The sequence below is a fragment of the Streptomyces sp. NPDC051913 genome, from assembly GCF_044593635.1.
Classification (GTDB): domain Bacteria; phylum Actinomycetota; class Actinomycetes; order Streptomycetales; family Streptomycetaceae; genus Streptomyces.
The window spans coordinates 471,100-489,386 of the sequence record NZ_JBIUCI010000003.1 but is presented as its reverse complement, the minus strand read 5'-3'; the positions used below and the strand labels follow the sequence as shown (position 1 = coordinate 489,386).

The following is an 18,287-nucleotide window of genomic DNA, read 5'->3' as shown; positions in this document are numbered from 1 at the left end:
CACGTTATCCCGGCGACCCAGGTCACCGGAAGACTTTCTGTGTTTGACTTGCCGCGTGCGCGAAGACGGAAAAATCACCGTATTTCTGCTCGACGACCATGAAGTGGTCCGCCGGGGCGTCCATGAGCTGCTCTCCGTCGAGGACGACATCGAGGTGGTCGGCGAGGCCGGTACGGCGGCCGACGCGCTGGTGCGGATCCCGGCCACCCGGCCCGATGTCGCCGTCCTGGACGTGCGCCTGCCGGACGGCAGCGGGGTGGAGGTCTGCCGGGAGATCCGCTCGCGCGACGAGGACGTCAAGTGCCTGATGCTGACGTCGTTCGCCGACGACGAGGCGCTCTTCGACGCGATCATGGCGGGCGCCGCCGGATACGTCCTCAAGGCCATCCGGGGCAACGAGCTGCTCTCCGCCGTGCGGGACGTCGCGGCCGGCAGGTCCCTGCTCGACCCGGTGGCCACCGCGCGCGTGCTGGAGCGACTGCGGGACGGCGGCGCCAGGAGCGACGACCGGCTCGCGCACCTCACCGAGCAGGAGCGCAGGATCCTCGATCTGATCGGCGAGGGCCTCACCAACCGCGTGATCGGCGAACGGCTGCACCTCGCCGAGAAGACGATCAAGAACTATGTGTCCGGTCTGCTGTCCAAACTCGGCATGGAGCGGCGTTCGCAGGCGGCGGCGTACGTGGCGCGGATGCAGGTGGAGCGGGAGCGGCGCTGAGGCCCGCGGCGGCATCAGGGACCAAAGACCCCTGTCCCGGGAGGCGTCCGCGGCCGACAGTGGTCGTATGCCCTCCGACGAACAGCGCGCCGTCGACCTGCTCGCCCGTACCGACTACGGCCGGGTGGCCACCAGCATGCGCGCCCTGCCCTTCCTCGCCTTCGCCCGCCACCTCGTGGCCGACGGCCGGGTGCTGCTGCGGCTGCCCAGGAGCTGCGGCTACCACCGGGCGTGCACCGGGCACGTCGTCGCCTACGGAGCGGACAACCTGAGCACGGCCCGGCCCGGGGAGGGGCTGTGGTCGGCGCAGATCGTCGGGGAGTGCAGCGCGCACGAGCCGACACCCGCCGAACTCGAACGGTTCGGCCCGGCGCCCCGTGTCGTCGACGGCGAGCCGTACGAGCCCGTCTATCTGCGCGTCGAGCCACAGTTCGGGACCGTGCACTCCACCGACGGCGCCCTGGAAAGTCACTTCGCGCACATGCCGTGATCGAAAGCGACTGTCTGTGACAACGCCCAGCTCACAGCCTCGTTCGGTGCCCTAGCATCTGGCGCGTGCCGCGCCCTTGTGTACCACCCCCCGTTTCCCACGCGCCCCCGCTGAGCGCCCTGTTGAGCCGTTACGCCGCCGGCTCCGCCGTCACCTGCGAACCCGTCGAACAAGGGCTGCTGAACCGCGGCTACCGGCTCCGCACCACCCGCGGCCGCTACTTCCTCAAGCACCACTTCGACCCCGACACCGCCGACCCCGCCGCCATCGAACGCCGGCACCGCGCCACCCAGCGCCTGGCCGACCTCGGCGTCCCCGTCGCCCCTCCGCTGGCCGGCCGAGACGGCCGTACGGTCGCCGTCGTCGGCGGCCACGCCTACGCCCTGCACCCCTGGGTCGAGGGCCGCCACCGTCACGGCGGCCAGCTCACCCCGGAGCAGTGCGCACGCCTGGGCGCCCTGCTGGGGGCCGTGCACGCCGCCCTGGAGCGCGTCATGCCACCCAAGGCGCGCACCCGTCCGGCCACGAGCCCCCACCCCGTGCGCAGTGCGGACCCCACCGACACCTTCGCCGTCATCGACGACCTGCTCACCCGCGTACGCCGCCACCGCCCCGCCGACTCCTTCGACGAGCTGGCCCGCCACCGCCTCCTGGAACGGCGGGCCCTCCTGGAGCGGCACGCCCACCGCAGGCCGCCGCGCGGGGCCGCCACGGGCTGGGTGCACGGCGACTTCCACCCGTTCAACCTGCTCTACAAGGGGGACGCGCCCGCCGCGATCGTCGACTGGGACCGGCTCGGCGTGCAGCCCCGCGCGGAGGAGGTCGTACGCGCCGCCGCGATCTTCTTCGTACGGCCCGCGGGAGCGCTCGACCTGCCGAAGGTACGGGCGTACGCGCACGCGTACCGGCGCGCGGCCGGGGCCGCGCCCTCGGAGCTGGTGGCGGCCGTGCACCGGGTGTGGTGGGAGCGGCTCAACGACTTCTGGATGCTGCGCTGGCACTACGAGCGCGGCGACACCCGCGCGGACCCGCAGTTCCCGGCGTCGTCGGCGCTGGCCGTGTGGTGGACACGGGAGTACGAGGCGGTGTGCGACGCGTTCGCGGGGTGAGGGCCCGCAGGCTCGGGAAACAGCACGCGCGCGTGCGGACCGTCTTTGGTCCGTACGCGCGCGTGGAGGTCGGGTCAGAGGCCGCCGGTCGGCAGGCCTGGCCTTCAAGTGCCGTCGGGGTTGCCCGTGTCGCCGCCGCTGGTGTCCGTCGGCTCCGCCGTGTCGGTGGGCTCGGCGGTGTCCGTCGGCTCGTCCGTCGGCTCCTCGGTCGTCGGCTCGTCCGTCGGCTCCGTCGCCGTCTCCGAAGGCGTCACCGACGGTGTGTACGACGGCGTCGACGACGGGGTCCAGGAGGAGCCGCCGTTGCTCGTGCCGTCGTCCGTCTGCTCCTCGGTGGCCTCGTCCGTCGGCTCGTCGCTCGGCGACTCGCTGGCCGTCTCGTCGTCCTTGGTCTGCGAGGTGGTCGGCGACTGCGTGGTGCCGCCCCCGCCCTTGTCGCTGCCGCCGTTCAGGGCCAGCGCGACGCCCGCCGCGATGGCGATCACCGCGAACACCGCGAGGATCCACAGCTTGCCGCGGCCGCTGCCCCGGTTGCCGTGCCCCTCGAAGCCGCCGTCGTCCCCGCCGCCGTAGCCCTGGGGCAGGATCTGCTGCGGGATCTGCGTCGTACCGGAGGCAGGGTCGGGGTGCCCCATGACCGTGGTGTTCGCGAAGCCCGCGGCCGGGGTGTGCCGGCCCTCGTGCATCGCGACCGGGCCGGTGTTCCAGGTGCCGGTGTGGCCGCCCTGCTCGTACAGCATCTGAAGCCCGTACTGGACGAGACCGCGCATCTCCTCGGCCGTCTGGAACCGGTCGTCCGGCTCCTTGGCGAGCGAGCGCATGACCAGGCCGTCGAGCTCCGGCGGCGAGGCGTCGGAGGCCTCGGACGGCGGGGTCGGGATGTCCTGGACGTGCTGGTAGACCACCGACAGCGGGGTCTCACCCGTGAACGGGGGCCGCAGCGCGAGGAGTTCGTAGAGCAGGCAGCCCGTGGCGTACAGGTCGGAACGGTGGTCGACGGCCTTGCCGAGGGCCTGCTCCGGCGACAGGTACTGGGGCGTGCCCATGACCATGCCGGTCTGCGTCATCGTCGACTGCGCGCCGTGCAGCGCGCGGGCGATGCCGAAGTCCATGACCTTCACCGCGCCGTTGTGCGTGATGATCACGTTGGCCGGCTTGATGTCGCGGTGCACGATGCCGTGCTGGTGCGAGTAGGCGAGCGCCTCCAGGACACCGGAGACGATGATCAGGGCCTGCTCGGGCCCGGGCGCCTCGGCGTTGATCAACAGGTCCCGGATCGTGCGGCCTTCCACGATCTCCATGACGATGTACGGAACGGCCTGGCCGTTCACGTAGTCCTCGCCCGAGTCGTACACGGCGACGATCGCGTGGTGGTTGAGACCGGCCACCGACTGGGCCTCGCGCGTGAAGCGGGCCTTGGAGACGGGGTCCTCGGCGAGGTCGGCGCGCAGCAGCTTGACCGCGACGGTGCGGCCAAGGCGTACGTCCTCGGCCGCGAACACCTCGGCCATGCCGCCCCGGCCGAGTCTGCGGGTCAGCCGATAGCGGCCGTCCCCCACCAGTCCGCCGTTACCCCACAGCTCCGGCGCATCCGACATCCCGCCGCCAGTCGCCTCGGGGTCGGACGGGCCCTGAGCGCGCTGCTGCTGTGCCATCAGTCCTCGCCGTCGTTTCTGCCCGCGGTGCGCGCGGTGTTGTTACGGTCTCCGTCGGCCACGCTACAGCCTCCGCGCAAGCCTCCGGTCCGGGAAGACCCCGGGGGCCGGTCCGAGACGGACCGGTCATAAAAGCGGTAGCACGCGCTGTCGTGCAAATTCTGTGTACCGGCCGTACGGCACCTGTAACGCTTCCGCGACGCTTCTTTCGCGTACGGTCACGGAACGGGCACCCGGCTTGACCTGTCAGTGCCGTGGGGCAGACTTGGCCGGGAATGAGCCATTCGATCAACGACAGTCGGGCCGGCGCCTGAAGGCCGATGGGGGACGCAGAACATGAGCCAGGACGGCGCGCACGGCCGGTACGCGGGGCGGGCACTCGCCAACAACCGCTATCAGCTGCGTGACTTGCTCGGCGAAGGCGGCATGGCCTCGGTGCACCTGGCGCACGACACCATGCTCGACCGTCCCGTCGCGATCAAGACCCTGCACACCGAGCTGGGCCGGGAACAGGCCTTCCGCGAGCGTTTCCGCCGCGAGGCCCAGGCCGTGGCCAAGCTCACGCACACCAACATCGTCTCCGTCTTCGACACCGGCGAGGACAGCCTCGACGGCACGACGATGCCCTACATCGTCATGGAGTACGTCGAGGGCCGCCCGCTGGGCTCGGTGCTCGACGAGGACGTACGGCAGTTCGGCGCGATGCCCGCCGACAAGGCGCTGAAGATCACCGCGGATGTGCTGGCGGCGCTGGAGATCAGCCACGAGATGGGCCTGGTCCACCGCGACATCAAGCCGGGCAACGTGATGATGACCAAGCGCGGCGTGGTCAAGGTCATGGACTTCGGCATCGCGCGCGCCATGCAGTCGGGTGTCACGTCGATGACGCAGACCGGCATGGTGGTGGGTACGCCCCAGTACTTGTCGCCCGAGCAGGCCCTGGGCCGCGGGGTGGACGCCCGCTCCGACCTCTACTCGGTCGGCATCATGCTCTTCCAACTGGTCACCGGACGCCTCCCGTTCGAGGCGGACTCGCCGCTGGCGATCGCGTACGCGCATGTGCAGGAGGAGCCGGTCGCCCCCTCCTCGATCAACAGAGCGCTCCCGCCCTCCGTGGACGCCCTGATCGCGCGCGCCCTGAAGAAGAACCCGAACGAGCGCTTCCCGAGCGCCGAGGCCATGCGTGACGAGTGCCTGCGGGTCGCGGCCTCCTTCCAGGCGGCCCCGCCGAGCATCGTCCCGGGCGCCCAGACCGCGAGCGGCGCGGGTGTCGGCTCGGCGGTCTTCCCGCCGGTCGGCCAGACGCCCCCGCCGGCCACGAACAACGTCCAGACGCCGTACCAGCCGGCCCCCACCCCGAACCCGTACGGCACCCCGACCCCGGCGCCCGCCTACGGCTACCCGCAGCAGGCCGGCTACCAGACCCCGACCCCCAACGCCTACGCGCCGAGCACCCCGCCGCCGTACAACATCACGCCCCAGCAGGCCCCGGCGGCTTCCTCCGGCGGCAAGAACAACAAGCCGGTGATCCTCGGCTCGATCATCGTCTCCGTCATCGCGGTCGGCGGCCTCATCGCGGCCCTGCTGATGAACGGCGGCTCGGACGACGACGCCAAGGGCAGCGACGGCGCGAGCACTTCTGCTTCCTCGCATCCGACGGGGTACCGCAAGGGTGACGCGAACCGGACGATCGAGAAGACCGAGTGCACCGACCCGCAGGAGTCGTACGACGACCCGGACAAGATCCAGGTGCCGGACTTCACCTACAAGAACTGGGACTCGGTCCTCTCCTGCCTGAAGTCCGTCGGCTGGCACTACGACAAGAACGCCGTGGACGAGAACACCTGGGGCGAGGGCATCGTGATCCGGCAGTCGCCCAAGGCCGGCACGGACGTCTACCCGAAGGACGTGGACATCCAGTTCGACATCTCCACGGGCAACCCGGCCTGACCGCGACCAGGCATCATGGTCCGATGACCAACGTCAGGCGGGCGCGTGTCGGGGATCTTCCGGAGCTTGTCGCCCTCATCGCCGAGCATGCCGTCTACGAGAAGGCCGACCCGCCCGGCGAGGGGCTGGCCGAGCGGCTGGGGCCCTTGTTGTTCGGGGAGCCGGAGCCCCGACTGATCGGGCTGGTCGCCGAGTTGGGGGAGGGCGGGCCCGTCGTCGGGTACGCCACCTGTTCCGCCGAGGTGTCCACCTGGGACGGGGTCGAGTACCTCCACATGGACTGTCTGTTCCTGCGGGACGGGCATCGGGGGCTCGGTGTCGGGGAGTTGCTGATGGACGCCGTGCGCGGGGAGGCGCGGCGGCTCGGGCTCGGGCATGTGCAGTGGCAGACGCCGGTGTGGAACGACGGGGCGATCCGGTTCTACGGGCGGATCGGCGCCACGTCCAAGGACAAGCGGCGGTTCTTCTGGCCGGCCGGCTGAGCGACCCCGGGACATGAGAAAGGGGCCCGCCGCCGCAGGCCCCCCGCTCACTCCACGTCCACGCGTCAGCTGATCTTCGCGTAGCCGTAGTTGATCAGCTTCTTCACGTCCGCCGTGCGGTTGGCCTCGGAGGACGCGGTGAGGACCGCGCCGATCACCGACTCGCCGTTGAGCGTGGCGGCGAAGACGAGGCAGTACTTGGCCTCGGTGCCGGAGCCGGTCTTCACACCGAGCGTGCCGTTCCAGCCGAGCAGGGTGTTGGTGTTCTTCCACGCCGCCATGGTGCGGGTGGAACCGGTCTTCGTGATCGTCTTGGCCGTGTACGACTTGGTCTTGACGACGGTCTTGAAGGTGGAGCTCTTCATCGCGCTGCGTCCGACCTTCGTCAGGTCGCGCGGCGTCGAGTAGTTGGAGCCCTTGCTGATGCCGTCGAACGAGTCGAAGTGCGTGTTGGTCATGCCCAGGCTCTTGGCCATGGTGTTCATCTTGCCGATGAAGCTCTTGGTGCGGGCGGCGACCGTGGTGCCGGAACCGTACTTGTCGGCCAGCGCCATCGCGGCGTCACAGCCGGACTTCAGCATCATCCCGTAGAGGAGCTGACGGACGGTGACCTTGTCACCGACGATCAGACCCGCGGACGAGGCGCCGTTGGCGACGATGTAGTCGCTGTACGCCTTCTTGATCGTGACCTTGGAGTCCAGGTTCAGGTTCGACTGCGACAGCACGACCTTCGCCGTCATGACCTTGGTCGTGGACGCGGTGAGCCGCTTGGTGTCGGCGGCCTTGGTGAAGAGCGTCTTGCCCGTGGCGCTGTTCATCAGGTACCCGCCCTTGGCGGTGATGGTGGGCGTGGTCACAGCCTGCGCCGGCGCCGCGGTGAGGGCTCCGGTGGCGAGCATCGCGCCGGTCGTGAGGGCGACGGCTGCGGCTCTGCGGACACGGAGGCCCTTGGTAGCGGTTGTCAACTGAAATACCCCGAATACGTCGAATTCGCCTGTGATGCGGCCGAGTTGGAGGGGAAAGACGGAGGGGCCGCATGTGTGTGACACGTAAGTAGCACAGAAGGTTGTGCGGCGGCTGGGGTAAATGTTGGAGCCCGCATGCGGTCCGCATGGTGGAACGGATCTCTTATGCGTACGTGTTGTATCTATGCTGTGCGCATGCCTTCCGCCCCACCCGCCGCCCCCGTCCCCACCGACGCCGTCACCCCCACCCCCGCCAAGCAGCCGCCCGCCGCCGACCGTGTCTACGACCACGTCAAACAGGGCGTCCTGGAGCGCCGCTACGAGGGCGGCACCCTCCTCACCGAGGGCGAGCTCGCCGAGGCCGTGGGGGTGTCGCGGACCCCGGTGCGGGAGGCGCTGCTGCGGCTTCAGGTGGAAGGGCTGATCAAGCTCTACCCCAAGAAGGGCGCGCTGGTCCTGCCGGTCTCCGCGCAGGAGATCGCGGACGTGGTCGAGACCCGCCAGCTGGTCGAGGAGCACGCCGCGCGGAAGGCCGTACCGGCGTCCCCGCAGCTCATCGCCCGACTGGAGGAGCTGCTCGCGCGGCAGAAGGAGCAGGCCGCCGCCGGGGATCTCGCCGGCGCCGCCGTCACCGACCGCTGCTTCCACGCCGAGATCGTCCGCAGCGGCGGCAACGAGATCCTCTCCAGGCTCTACGACCAGCTCCGCGACCGGCAGCTGAGGATGGGTGTCGCGGTCATGCACGCCCACCCCGACCGCATCACCAAGACCCTCGCCGAGCACGAGCAGATCCTCGACGCGCTGCGCTCCGGCGACGCGGAGGCGGTCGTCGGACTGATCCACGGGCACGTGGAGTGGTTCTCGCACCTCGCGCGGGGTGAGGTCCGATGAGGTCCCCGGCCCTGCCCGCTGATCCTCCCGGCGGCCGGCGTGCGATGGCCGTCTGGGGCATCGGCGTCTCCGTCTACTTCGTCGCCGTCATCTTCCGTACCTCGCTGGGAGTGGCCGGCCTCGACGCCGCCGACCGCTTCCAGGTGAACGCCTCCGCGCTGTCCACCTTCTCCATCCTCCAGCTGCTGGTCTACGCGGGCATGCAGATACCCGTCGGCCTGCTCGTCGACCGGCTCGGCACCAAGAAGGTGCTCACCATCGGGGTCGTGCTGTTCACGGCGGGACAGCTCGGCTTCGCCTTCTCCCCCTCGTACGGCATGGCCCTCGCCTCGCGCGCGCTGCTCGGCTGCGGTGACGCGATGACGTTCATCAGCGTGCTGCGGCTCGGCACCCGCTGGTTCCCCGCCCGGCGCGGCCCGATGGTCGCCCAGCTCGCCGGGCTCGCGGGCATGGCCGGCAACCTCGTCTCCACCCTCGTGCTGGCCAGGCTGCTGCACGGCGTCGGCTGGACGGCCGCCTTCGCGGGCAGCGCGCTCGCGGGCGTGGTGGTGCTGGTGCTGCTGCTCCTCTTCCTCAAGGACCACCCCGAGGGCTACGAGCCCGAGCCGCTTCCCCACCAGGGCGCGACCTACGTACGACGCCAGATCGCCGCGTCCTGGCGGGAGCCGGGGACACGGCTCGGGCTGTGGGTGCACTTCACGACCCAGTTCCCGGCGATGGTGTTCCTGCTGCTGTGGGGCCTGCCGTTCCTGGTCGAGGCACAGGGGCTGTCCCGGGCGACCGCGGGCGAGCTGCTGACCCTGGTCGTGCTGTCCAACATGCTCGTCGGGCTCGTCTACGGCCAGGTCGTCGCCCGGCACCACGAGGCGCGGCTGCCGCTGGCGCTCGGGACCGTGGGCGCGACGGCGCTGGTGTGGGCCGTGACGCTGGCGTACCCCGGCGCGCACGCGCCGATGTGGCTGCTGGTGGTGCTGTGCGCGGTGCTCGGAGCCTGTGGGCCGGCCTCGATGCTGGGCTTCGACTTCGCCCGCCCGGCGAATCCGCCGGAGCGGCAGGGGACGGCGTCCGGGATCACCAACATGGGCGGGTTCGTCGCCTCGATGACGACGCTGTTCGCGGTGGGCGTGCTGCTGGACGCGACCGGGGACAACTACCGGATCGCGTTCTCCGTGGTGTTCGTGTTGCAGGCGGTGGGGGTCAGTCAGATCCTGCGGCTGCGGAAGCGGGCGATTCGCAGGGAGCGGGAGCGGCTGGTCGCCAGCCGGGTGGAGACGGTCCACGTACCGGCGTAGAGCTGGGGGCTCTCGCCCCCAGATCCCTACCTACGGCGTCACCGTGAAGTTGCTCAGAATCGCCGCCGTCAGCTGGGGTTCGCCCTCCGCCTTCACCCGGTCCGCCACCGCGTCCGGGGTCACCCGGCCGCAGGCCAGGCGGACGTAGGTCTCCCAGTCGAGGGTGAGGGTGGCGGCGGGGCCGAGGGCGGGGGCCGTTTCGAGGGTGCCGCGGCCCTGGATGTCGACGCGGATCGTGCGCAGGAACTCGATGGGGCCGTGGACGTCGAAGACGACGGCCGAACTGCGCGGGGCGTCGGCCTTCTCCGCGACCACGGCGGGGAGTTCGGCCAGCAGGTAGTCCCGCGCGATGTGCGCGCCGGGCGAGTCCAGACTGCCCGGGCGGCCGAGTGCGGCGCGCAGGTCCTGCTCGTGGACCCAGACGTCGAAGGCGTGCCGGCGCATGGACTCCTCGAGCGTCAGTTCGCTGCCGTAGGGGCCGCGCACCTTCGCGCCCGGGTCGCGCGACTCGTTGCGCAGCTGGCGGTTGCGGCGGATGATCACGTACTCCAGCTCGGACGTCATCTCCGGCGCCGTGTGATGACGGCGGACGTCGACCTGCATCTCCGTGTACCGCTGCTGTTCGTTCGTCACGTGGTACAGGTCGCGCGGGAGCGTGTGGATCGGGCGCGGGTCGCCGAGCATCTCGCAGTCCAGACCGATGACATGGGAGACCACGTCACGGACCGACCAGCCCGGGCACGGTGTACGCCGGTTCCACTCTCCTTCCACGAGCGGGGTCACCAGCTCGGATATCGCTTCGATGGAGTGGGTCCAGGCGTCGGCGTAGGGCTGGAGGGTGGGATGCAGACTCACGGAACGGGACCCCTCGGCGGTCGGTACACGGGCAGGTGGTGGCGGCGTTGCCAGCGGGAGGTGGCTGCACTCGGCGGGTGTCTCGAAACGCTAAGTTACGCTGCTGTGAGGCACCCCGGCAGTGCTTTCGTGTGACGATCGTAGGCCCGTGTGGACGGCTCGAATGCCAGGACGGTGGTAGTGTGCGCGCCTCTCTGATCCAGATCGACGTGAACGAGGACGAATCGGTCGAGTCACGTCGGCTGCGAGTGGCCTCGCTGGTACGGGAGCAGGCGGGCGCCGATCTCGTCGTCCTCCCCGAGCTGTGGACCACGGGGGCGTTCGCCTACGAGGGGTTCGGCAGCGAGGCCGAGCCGGTGGACGGGCCGACGCACGAGGCGATGGCGAAGGCCGCGAGCGACGCGGGCGTGTGGCTGCACGCGGGCTCGATCCCCGAGCGCGCCGAGGACGGGGCGCTCTACAACACCTCGCTCGTCTTCTCCCCCTCCGGTGATCTGATCGCCGCCTACCGCAAGATCCATCGCTTCGGCTTCGACAAGGGCGAGGCCGTGCTGATGGGCGCGGGCCAGGAGCTGGTGACGGTCCGTCTGCCCGGGACCACCCTCGGTCTGGGCACCTGTTACGACCTCCGCTTCCCCGAACTCTTCCGCGGCCTCGTCGACGCAGGCGCCGAGACCCTGGTCCTCCCCGCGGGCTGGCCGGAGCGCCGCCGGGCGCACTGGACGCTGCTGGCTCAGGCGCGGGCGGTGGAGAACCAGGCGTTCGTGCTCGCGTGTGGAACGGCCGGGACCCACGCGGGAGTTCCGCAGGCCGGTCACTCGATCGTGGTCGACCCCTGGGGCGAGGTGCTGGCCCAGGCGGGGGCCGGCGAGGAGATCCTCACGGTCGAGTTCGACCCCGGGAAGGTCGCGGCGACGCGCGAGCAGTTCCCCGCGCTCAAGGACCGCGTGCTGGGCCTGGAGCCCCCGCGCAGGCCGTAGCCGACGGCCGTCAGTCCTCCCCGCGTTCCTTCTCCGCCAGGTGGATCACGCACACCGCCACCGCGATCAGCAGCGCCGGGTCCGCGTCCTCGCGTACGACGTCCACGCCGTACGTCTCCCGGACGTGCAGCCAGCGGCGCGAGACGACGGCGAGGAGCTCACCGTCGTACTCGACGGCGAACTCCCGGTCGAGGATCTTGCCGCTCACGTCGAGTTCGGTGCTGCCGTCGGCGAGGGCTACGCGGTAGTGGTTGCGGAGCAGGGACAGACGCTTGCGCTTGATGGTGGCCAGCGGCTCGCCGTCCCGCTCGATGAGCATGGTGTCGCGCAGAGCGAACATCTTCTGCCGGATGTCGATGAGGACGCGCCCGCGCGTGTCCTTCAGCTCGAAGGTGTCGCGCAGCCGCATGGCCTTGCCGTCGACGAGGAAGACCTTGTTGCCCTGGTCGTCCTCGATCCAGTAGTCGTCACCGAAGCCGAGCAGCCGGTCGCGTACGAGGAATCTCATGCCATGACCGCTTCCCCGGCAGCCGGTCCGAAACGCCGCCGGTAGGCCGACGGGCTGAGGCCGGTCTCGCGCCGCACGCGCGCGCGAAGGTTCGCGGCCGTGCCGAGTCCGCTCCGCGCGGCCACCACGTCGAGCCGTTCCTCGCCGCGCTCGATCAGTCGGCAGGCCAGCGCCACCCGTTCCCCGGTCAGCCAGGCGAGTGGCGTCGTCCCCAGCTGGGCCCGGAAGCGGCGGTGCAGGGTGGCGGGCGAGACGGCCGCGCGGGCCGCGAGGTGGGCCACGGTCAGCGGCTCGCCCAACCGCTCCTGCGCCCAGGCCAGCAGCGGGCCGAGGGACTCGTCCGGCACCTCCGGCACCGGGCGCTCCACGAACTGGCGTTGCCCGCCGTCGCGGTGGGCGGCGAAGACCAGCCGGCGCGACACCGCGTTGGCGATCTCGGCGCCATGGTCACGCCGTACGACATGCAGGCCCAGGTCGAGCGCGGAGGCGCTGCCCGACGCCGTGAGGATGTCGCCGTCGTCCACGAAGAGCACGTCCGGCTCAAGCCGCACCTGGGGGAACCGGGTCCGGAACGACTCCGCCCACATCCAGTGGCAGGCCGCCCTGCGCCCGTCCAGCAGTCCGGCCTCCGCCATCGTGAACGCACCCGAGCAGAAGCCGAGCAGCCGGGCGCCACGCGCGTGTGCCCGGCGTACGGCGTCCAGCACCCGGGGTGAGCGAGGGGTGTCGGTGTCGGGCCGGTTCGGCACGATCAGGGTGTCCGCCTCCTCGGCCGCCTCCAGCCCGGCGACCTCGGTGAGAGTGAAGAAGCCGTCCCGCATCCGGGTGCGCGGTCCGGCGGCGCACAGGGCGAAGTCGTAGAGCGTCCGCCCCAGTTCGGGCCGGCGCAGACCGAAGATCTCGATGGCGCAGCTCATCTCGAACGGGTTGGAGTTCTCGTCGACGACGAGGACCACCCGATGCGGGCGCTGAGAGGATCCTTGCGGCATACGCGATTCCTAGCACTCGTGAACCGTCGGCGGTACCCCGCACGATGACCTCATGGAACCCATCGCGCTCTCCGCCGCACTCGCCTCCTTCACCGAGCAGTGGAGCCCCCGCATCATCACGGCCGTCAACGACTACGACGTCCGTATCGCCAAGGTCGAGGGCGACCACGTCTGGCACGTCCACGACCACACGGACGAGTTCTTCCTGGTCCTGGAGGGCGAACTGCACATCTCCCTGCGGGAGTCGACGGGGGAGCGCACGGTGACCCTGCCGAAGGGCTCGGTCTTCACCGTCCCCCGCGGCACCGAGCACAAGCCCTACGCCCCCACCCCGACCGCCATCCTCCTGTTCGAACCCACCGGCACCCTCACGGTCGGCGACCGCCACGACGACGTACCGGACCACGTGGACGCGACGACGGGGCATGCGCTGAGGTGACTGTCGGTGCCGGGTGGCACCCTTGATCCATGAGTGACTCCGCACCCCGCCGCGTCCGTGTCCGCGCCCCCGAGCTGATCGGCAAGGGGGGCTGGCTGAACACCGGCGAGAAGCAGTACAGCCTCGCCGACCTGCGGGGACGCATCGTCATTCTCGATTTCTGGACGTTCTGCTGCATCAACTGCCTCCATGTCCTCGACGAACTCCGCGCCCTGGAGCACCAGCACCGCGACACCGTCGTCGTCATCGGGGTGCACTCGCCGAAGTTCGTGCACGAGGCCGAGCACGCGGCGGTGGTGGACGCCGTGGAGCGGTACGGGGTGGAGCATCCGGTGCTGGACGATCCGGAGCTCGCGACCTGGAAGCAGTACGCGGTGCGGGCCTGGCCGACGCTGGTCGTGATCGACCCGGAGGGCTATGTCGTCGCGCAGCACGCCGGTGAGGGGCATGTGCACGCCATCGAGCGGCTGGTGACCGAGCTGGAGGCGGAGCACGAGGCGAAGGGCACGCTGCGGCGCGGGGACGGGCCGTACGTGGCGCCGGAACCCGAGCCGACCGTGCTGCGCTTCCCCGGGAAGGCGTTGCTGCTGCCCTCGGGTCACTTCCTGGTCAGCGACACCACCCGGCATCAGCTCGTCGAGCTGGCGGCGGACGGCGAGAGCGTCGTGCGCCGGATCGGGTCCGGGCGGCGCGGCTTCGAGGACGGTTCCGCCGACGTGGCCGCCTTCAGCGAGCCGCAGGGACTGGCGCTGCTGCCGGACGGGTCCGTGGTGGTCGCCGACACCGTGAACCACGCCGTGCGCCGCTACGACCCGGAGTCGGGTCGGACGACCACGCTCGCCGGCACCGGGAAGCAGTGGATGCAGGGCGACGCCACCGCGGGCCCGGCCCGCGAGGTGAACCTCTCCTCGCCCTGGGACCTCGCCCACTGGAACGGCGAGGTGTGGATCGCCATGGCCGGCGTCCACCAGCTGTGGACGTACGACCCCCAGGAGGGGACCGTCGCCGTCGCCGCCGGTACCACCAACGAGGGTCTCGTCGACGGCCCCGCTGCCGAGGCCTGGTTCGCCCAGCCCTCCGGGCTCGCCGCCACCCCGGACCGGCTCTGGCTCGCCGACTCCGAGACGTCCGCCCTGCGCTGGGTCGACCTCGACGGCACCGTCCACACCGCCGTGGGAACCGGGCTCTTCGACTTCGGCCACCGCGACGGCACCGCGGAACAGGCGCTGCTCCAGCACCCGCTGGGCGTTACCGCCCTCCCCGACGGCTCGGTCGCCGTCAGCGACACCTACAACCACGCCCTGCGCCGCTTCGACCCGGCGACCGGCGAGGTCACCACCCTCGCCACCGATCTGCGCGAACCGAGCGACGCCGTGCTCGTCGGCGACGACATCGTGGTCGTGGAGTCCGCCCGGCACCGGCTGACCCGGCTGCGGCTGCCGGAGGAGGCCGTGAAGGTGGCCTCCGTCGCCCATCGCACCCAGCGCGCGGCCACCGAAGTCGCCCCCGGTGAGCTCCGGTTGGACGTCGTCTTCCAGGCACCGGCCGGGCAGAAGCTCGACACCCGCTACGGCCCCTCGACCCGGCTGCTGGTCTCGTCGACCCCGCCCGAGCTGCTGCTCGACGGAGAGGGAGAGGGCGCGGGCACCGATCTCTCCCGCGTCCTGCGCCTCGATCCGGCCGTCGGGGAGGGCGTGCTGCACGTCTCCGCGATGGCGGCGTCCTGCGACGACGACCCGGAGATCGAGTACCCCGCCTGCCATGTCCACCAGCAGGACTGGGGAGTCCCGGTCCGCCTCGTCGAGGGCGGGGCGGACCGGCTGCCCCTGGTGCTGGCCGGGATGGACCCCGACCGGAGCGACCAGTAGGCCGATAAGGCCACTATCGGCGACGCGGGCGCGGGGCCAGCTTGTAGAGGGCCACGCCCGCGGCCGCCAGGGTGGTGGCCGTGACGACCAGGGCCATGCTGTTCATCCACAGGCCGGTCGCGGCCAGGGTGGCGCCTCCGGCACCGGTGGTGCCCGCGCCGATCACTCGTCCGTACATCGTGCTTCTCCTAGTTGGGGATCATGTGGCGACCCACTTCTCCTCGCTGCGGCGCAACATCCCCCACAGCGAGGTGAAGTAGACGGCGTGCTGGAAGAGGTCGTAGAGCATCTCCGGGACCATCAGCGCCGCGAGCAGGACGGCCTTCGGGCCGGCCCGCCGTACGGAGACCGTCTTCTCGACGACGAAGATCAGACCGATCCCCGTCCAGAACGGGGAGAAGCCCGGCCAGCCGTACAGCGTGGTGAACGTGGTCATGTAGACGAGGTAGACCAGGAACGACAGCGCGCCGAAGCCCATCAGGAACTGCTGGGCGAAGTAGCGGGCGGTGACCTTGGTCCAGCCGTAGTCGCGCAGGTTCTCCAGGGCGCCGCGCTGCCAGCGCAGCCGCTGGTGCCAGAGCTTGCCCAGCGTCGGCATGACTTCGGTGGTGACCGCGCAGCCGGCCGGGGACATGGCCCGGTAGCCGAGGGTCTTGACCGCCTTGGTCATCTCGTCGTCCTCGGTGAGCGAGGCGAGGCTGTAGTAGCCGCTGCCGCCGCCGATCACCCCCGCGCGGCGGGCCGCCCGCACCTCGCGCAGCACCCGGGCGCGGAACATGGTGCCGGTGCCGGTGAGGACCTGGGCCTTGCCGCCGGTGCGCTCCAGTTCCCAGGCGTAGCGGTGGAACTCCATGCGCTGGAGCAGCCCGAGGAGTCCGCCGCCCTCCTCGCCGTAGAAGACCCCGCCGACGGCGCCGACCTTGCGGTTGAAGGTGGCGAGGGCGGTGTGGGCGAAGGAGGGGTCGAGGACGGTGTCGGCGTCCTGGACCAGCAGCAGGTCGCGGTCGTCGAGGTGGGGCAGCATCCAGGCGATGGCCTGGTTGAGGGCGCCGGCCTTCTTGTGGGTGTTGCCCTGGGTGTGGAACACCTGGGCGCCGTGCGCGACGGCGATCTCGGCGGTGTCGTCGGTGCAGTTGTCGCAGACCACGACCACGAGGTCGGGCCGCCGGGTCTGGTCGCGCAGGCCGTCGATGGCGGCGCCGATGCGGTCGGCCTCGTTGTGCGCCGGGATCAGGACGGCGAGCCGGGGACGGGGCGCCGGCTCCTCGGGGGCCGCGTGGGCGCGGCGGGCCGCGTGGCGACCGCTGGGCGCCGCGAGGTCGAGCACGGCGGGCCCCCTGGTGCGAAGTCTTGCGAGGAAGAGGCCCGGTACCACTCACCCCCCGGGCCTCCAAGTCCTCACAAGTCTTCACGAAACCCATACAAGCCGACAAGCAGTCCGGTGTAACGGACTGCTCACGGTTGTCTGGATATTTCCTGTGAGTCCAATTGGTGACGAGCTGTCAGAAGTCCCTGCGCTGACGCCCCTCCTCGTCGATGACCGGCGTGGTGGGCGGCACCACGACCCGCCTGCGCCGCGCGATGCTGCTGAAGGTGCTGACCCCGATCAGTCCGACGATCATCAGGATGATCCCGACCAGATCGAGGTTGACCCCCTGCATGTCCCAGTCGGTCGCGAACGTGAGGATGGCTCCCGCGGCGATGAGGATGATGCATCCGCCGAGGCCCATGAGTGTCGCCTCCCCTGCATGAAGTTTCCGTCAGGGGCGGGTAACCAGGCGTGCGGAAACTATCCCTCCAGAAACGCCACCAGTGCGTTGGCCAACAGATGCGGGTCGTCCGCGCCGCACAGCTCGCGGGCGCTGTGCATCGACAGGATGGCCACCCCGATGTCGACCGTCTTGATGCCGTGCCGGGCCGCGGTGATCGGGCCGATGGTGGTGCCGCACGGCATGGAGTTGTTGGAGACGAAGGACTGGAAGGGCACGTCGGCCCGCTCGCAGGCGGCGGCGAACACCGCACGTCCCGAACCGTCGGTGGCGTACCGGTTGTTGACGTTGACCTTGAGGATCGGGCCGCCGTTGACGCGCGGGTGGTGCGTCGGGTCGTGGCGCTCGGCGTAGTTGGGGTGGACCGCGTGGCCCGTGTCGGAGGACAGACAGACGGTGCCCGCGAACGCTCTCGCCCGGTCCTCGTACGACCCTCCGCGCGCGAACACCGAACGCTCCAGCACACTGCCGAGCAGCGGCCCGTCCGCGCCGGTGTCGGACTGCGAGCCGTTCTCCTCGTGGTCGAAGGCGGCGAGTACGGGGATGCAGCCGAGGTCCGAGCCGGCCGAGACGGCGGTCAGCGCGGCCACCCCGGCGTGCACCGAGAGCAGGTTGTCCATGCGCGGACCGGCCACCAGCTCCTGGTCGCGGCCCAGGTAGGCGGGCGGTTCGACGGAGTGGACCATCAGGTCCCAGCCGGTGACCTCACCCGCGGCGAGCCCTTCCTCCTCCTCCAGGAACGCGATCAGATCGCCCTCGCGGACGTCGTCGCCGAGCCCCCAGATGGGCTGGAGATGCCGCTGCTTGTCGAGCTTGAGACCCTCCGCCGACACCGAGCGGTCCAGGTGGATGGCGAGCTGAGGGACCCTCAGCAGCGGCCGGCCCACGTTCACCAGCCGTGTCGAACCGTCCCGCAGGGTCAGCCGGCCCGCCAGGCCCAGGTCACGGTCGAGCCAGGAGTTCAGCAGCGGCCCGCCGTAGATCTCCACCGCCACCTGCCGCCAGCCGTGCGCCCCCGCGTCGGGCAGCGGCTTGACCCGCAGGTTGGGGGAGTCGGTGTGCGCGCCGACGACGCGGAACGGTGTGTGCGCCTCGGCGCCCTCGGGGACGTACCAGGCCACGATCGCGCCACCGCGCAGCACGTACTTGCCGCCGTTCGTCCCGTCCCAGGCGTCCGTCTCGGCGACCTGCCGGAACCCGGCCTTCTCCAGCCGCTCGGCGGCGTTCGCCACGGCGTGGTACGGCGAGGGACTGGCCGCCAGGAAGGACATGAGGTCGTCGGTGTGGCCGCGGTCGAAGCGGGAGGGTTCGCTCATGGGGTTCACCT

The 18,287-nt window shown here is 70.8% G+C and carries 19 protein-coding genes; 10 read left to right on the top strand and 9 right to left on the bottom strand.

Features of this window, described 5'->3' with window-relative positions; genetic code table 11:
- Window positions 1–55: 55 nt before the first annotated feature.
- The 3 genes from ACIHIX_RS11265 to ACIHIX_RS11255 all read left to right on the top strand — a co-directional run bounded on the left by ACIHIX_RS11265 (window position 56) and on the right by ACIHIX_RS11255 (window position 2,317).
- Window positions 56–718 (top strand): response regulator, encoded by a 663-nt coding sequence (locus ACIHIX_RS11265; RefSeq protein WP_399953115.1) that lies wholly within the window; start codon window positions 56–58, stop codon window positions 716–718.
- Window positions 719–785: 67 nt separating this feature from the next.
- Window positions 786–1,208 carry a pyridoxamine 5'-phosphate oxidase family protein gene (locus tag ACIHIX_RS11260; protein ID WP_399953112.1) on the top strand — a complete coding sequence of 141 codons (423 nt, stop codon included), beginning with the start codon at window positions 786–788 and terminating at the stop codon, window positions 1,206–1,208.
- A 65-nt stretch (window positions 1,209–1,273) separates the two neighbouring features.
- A complete protein-coding gene (locus ACIHIX_RS11255; protein WP_399953109.1) occupies window positions 1,274–2,317 on the top strand; it encodes a phosphotransferase in 1,044 nt (347 codons plus the stop codon).
- A 104-nt stretch (window positions 2,318–2,421) separates the two neighbouring features.
- Here ACIHIX_RS11255 and ACIHIX_RS11250 read toward each other — a convergent pair whose 3' ends face one another.
- Window positions 2,422–3,972, bottom strand: coding sequence for a protein kinase (locus ACIHIX_RS11250; RefSeq protein ID WP_399953106.1), 1,551 nt, complete (start codon window positions 3,970–3,972; stop codon window positions 2,422–2,424).
- A gap of 336 nt (window positions 3,973–4,308) precedes the next feature.
- On the opposite strand from ACIHIX_RS11250, the gene ACIHIX_RS11245 reads away from it, so the two are divergent.
- Entirely contained in the window at window positions 4,309–5,922 is a 1,614-nt protein-coding gene (locus ACIHIX_RS11245; RefSeq protein WP_399953104.1) for a protein kinase, read from the top strand.
- Window positions 5,923–5,945: 23 nt separating this feature from the next.
- Complete coding sequence (locus ACIHIX_RS11240) at window positions 5,946–6,404, top strand: GNAT family N-acetyltransferase (protein WP_399953102.1); 459 nt, start codon at window positions 5,946–5,948, stop codon at window positions 6,402–6,404.
- A gap of 65 nt (window positions 6,405–6,469) precedes the next feature.
- On the opposite strand, the gene ACIHIX_RS11235 is transcribed toward ACIHIX_RS11240, so the two are convergent.
- The gene (locus ACIHIX_RS11235) at window positions 6,470–7,369 is read right to left on the bottom strand and encodes a D-alanyl-D-alanine carboxypeptidase family protein (RefSeq protein WP_399953100.1); all 900 of its coding nucleotides are present in this window, start codon (window positions 7,367–7,369) and stop codon (window positions 6,470–6,472) included.
- Window positions 7,370–7,564: 195 nt separating this feature from the next.
- Between ACIHIX_RS11235 and ACIHIX_RS11230 the strand changes: the two genes are divergently transcribed.
- Entirely contained in the window at window positions 7,565–8,260 is a 696-nt protein-coding gene (locus ACIHIX_RS11230; RefSeq protein WP_399953098.1) for a GntR family transcriptional regulator, read from the top strand.
- Entirely contained in the window at window positions 8,257–9,552 is a 1,296-nt protein-coding gene (locus ACIHIX_RS11225) for a nitrate/nitrite transporter (RefSeq protein ID WP_399953096.1), read from the top strand. Before ACIHIX_RS11230 ends, ACIHIX_RS11225 begins: the two co-directional genes overlap by 4 nt.
- Before the next feature lie 30 nt (window positions 9,553–9,582).
- On the opposite strand, the gene ACIHIX_RS11220 is transcribed toward ACIHIX_RS11225, so the two are convergent.
- A complete protein-coding gene (locus ACIHIX_RS11220; protein WP_399953094.1) occupies window positions 9,583–10,407 on the bottom strand; it encodes a maleylpyruvate isomerase family mycothiol-dependent enzyme in 825 nt (274 codons plus the stop codon).
- Between the two features lie 182 nt (window positions 10,408–10,589).
- Between ACIHIX_RS11220 and ACIHIX_RS11215 the strand changes: the two genes are divergently transcribed.
- Window positions 10,590–11,387, top strand: coding sequence for a carbon-nitrogen family hydrolase (locus ACIHIX_RS11215; RefSeq protein WP_399953092.1), 798 nt, complete (start codon window positions 10,590–10,592; stop codon window positions 11,385–11,387).
- Between the two features lie 10 nt (window positions 11,388–11,397).
- On the opposite strand, the gene ACIHIX_RS11210 is transcribed toward ACIHIX_RS11215, so the two are convergent.
- Complete coding sequence (locus tag ACIHIX_RS11210; RefSeq protein WP_399953090.1) at window positions 11,398–11,895, bottom strand: LURP-one-related/scramblase family protein; 498 nt, start codon at window positions 11,893–11,895, stop codon at window positions 11,398–11,400.
- Entirely contained in the window at window positions 11,892–12,884 is a 993-nt protein-coding gene (locus ACIHIX_RS11205) for a helix-turn-helix domain-containing protein (RefSeq protein WP_399953088.1), read from the bottom strand. Before ACIHIX_RS11205 ends, ACIHIX_RS11210 begins: the two co-directional genes overlap by 4 nt.
- Window positions 12,885–12,936: 52 nt before the next feature.
- Here ACIHIX_RS11205 and ACIHIX_RS11200 point away from each other — a divergent pair, with 52 nt between their 5' ends.
- Together ACIHIX_RS11200 and ACIHIX_RS11195 are read left to right on the top strand one after the other, a co-directional pair.
- Window positions 12,937–13,323 carry a cupin domain-containing protein gene (locus ACIHIX_RS11200; RefSeq protein ID WP_399953086.1) on the top strand — a complete coding sequence of 129 codons (387 nt, stop codon included), beginning with the start codon at window positions 12,937–12,939 and terminating at the stop codon, window positions 13,321–13,323.
- A 29-nt stretch (window positions 13,324–13,352) separates the two neighbouring features.
- On the top strand, window positions 13,353–15,191 hold the full coding sequence (locus ACIHIX_RS11195) for a thioredoxin-like domain-containing protein (RefSeq protein ID WP_399953084.1): 1,839 nt from the start codon (window positions 13,353–13,355) through the stop codon (window positions 15,189–15,191).
- Window positions 15,192–15,204: 13 nt separating this feature from the next.
- Here ACIHIX_RS11195 and ACIHIX_RS11190 read toward each other — a convergent pair whose 3' ends face one another.
- From ACIHIX_RS11190 to ACIHIX_RS11175, 4 genes are all read right to left on the bottom strand, one after another.
- Entirely contained in the window at window positions 15,205–15,369 is a 165-nt protein-coding gene (locus ACIHIX_RS11190; protein WP_165951232.1) for a hypothetical protein, read from the bottom strand.
- A 21-nt stretch (window positions 15,370–15,390) separates the two neighbouring features.
- A complete protein-coding gene (locus tag ACIHIX_RS11185) occupies window positions 15,391–16,518 on the bottom strand; it encodes a glycosyltransferase (RefSeq protein WP_399953082.1) in 1,128 nt (375 codons plus the stop codon).
- 175 nt (window positions 16,519–16,693) lie between these two features.
- A complete protein-coding gene (locus ACIHIX_RS11180) occupies window positions 16,694–16,921 on the bottom strand; it encodes a DUF6458 family protein (RefSeq protein WP_329336944.1) in 228 nt (75 codons plus the stop codon).
- Window positions 16,922–16,980: 59 nt separating this feature from the next.
- The gene (locus tag ACIHIX_RS11175) at window positions 16,981–18,276 is read right to left on the bottom strand and encodes a M18 family aminopeptidase (RefSeq protein WP_399953079.1); all 1,296 of its coding nucleotides are present in this window, start codon (window positions 18,274–18,276) and stop codon (window positions 16,981–16,983) included.
- Between the last annotated feature and the right edge of the window lie 11 nt (window positions 18,277–18,287).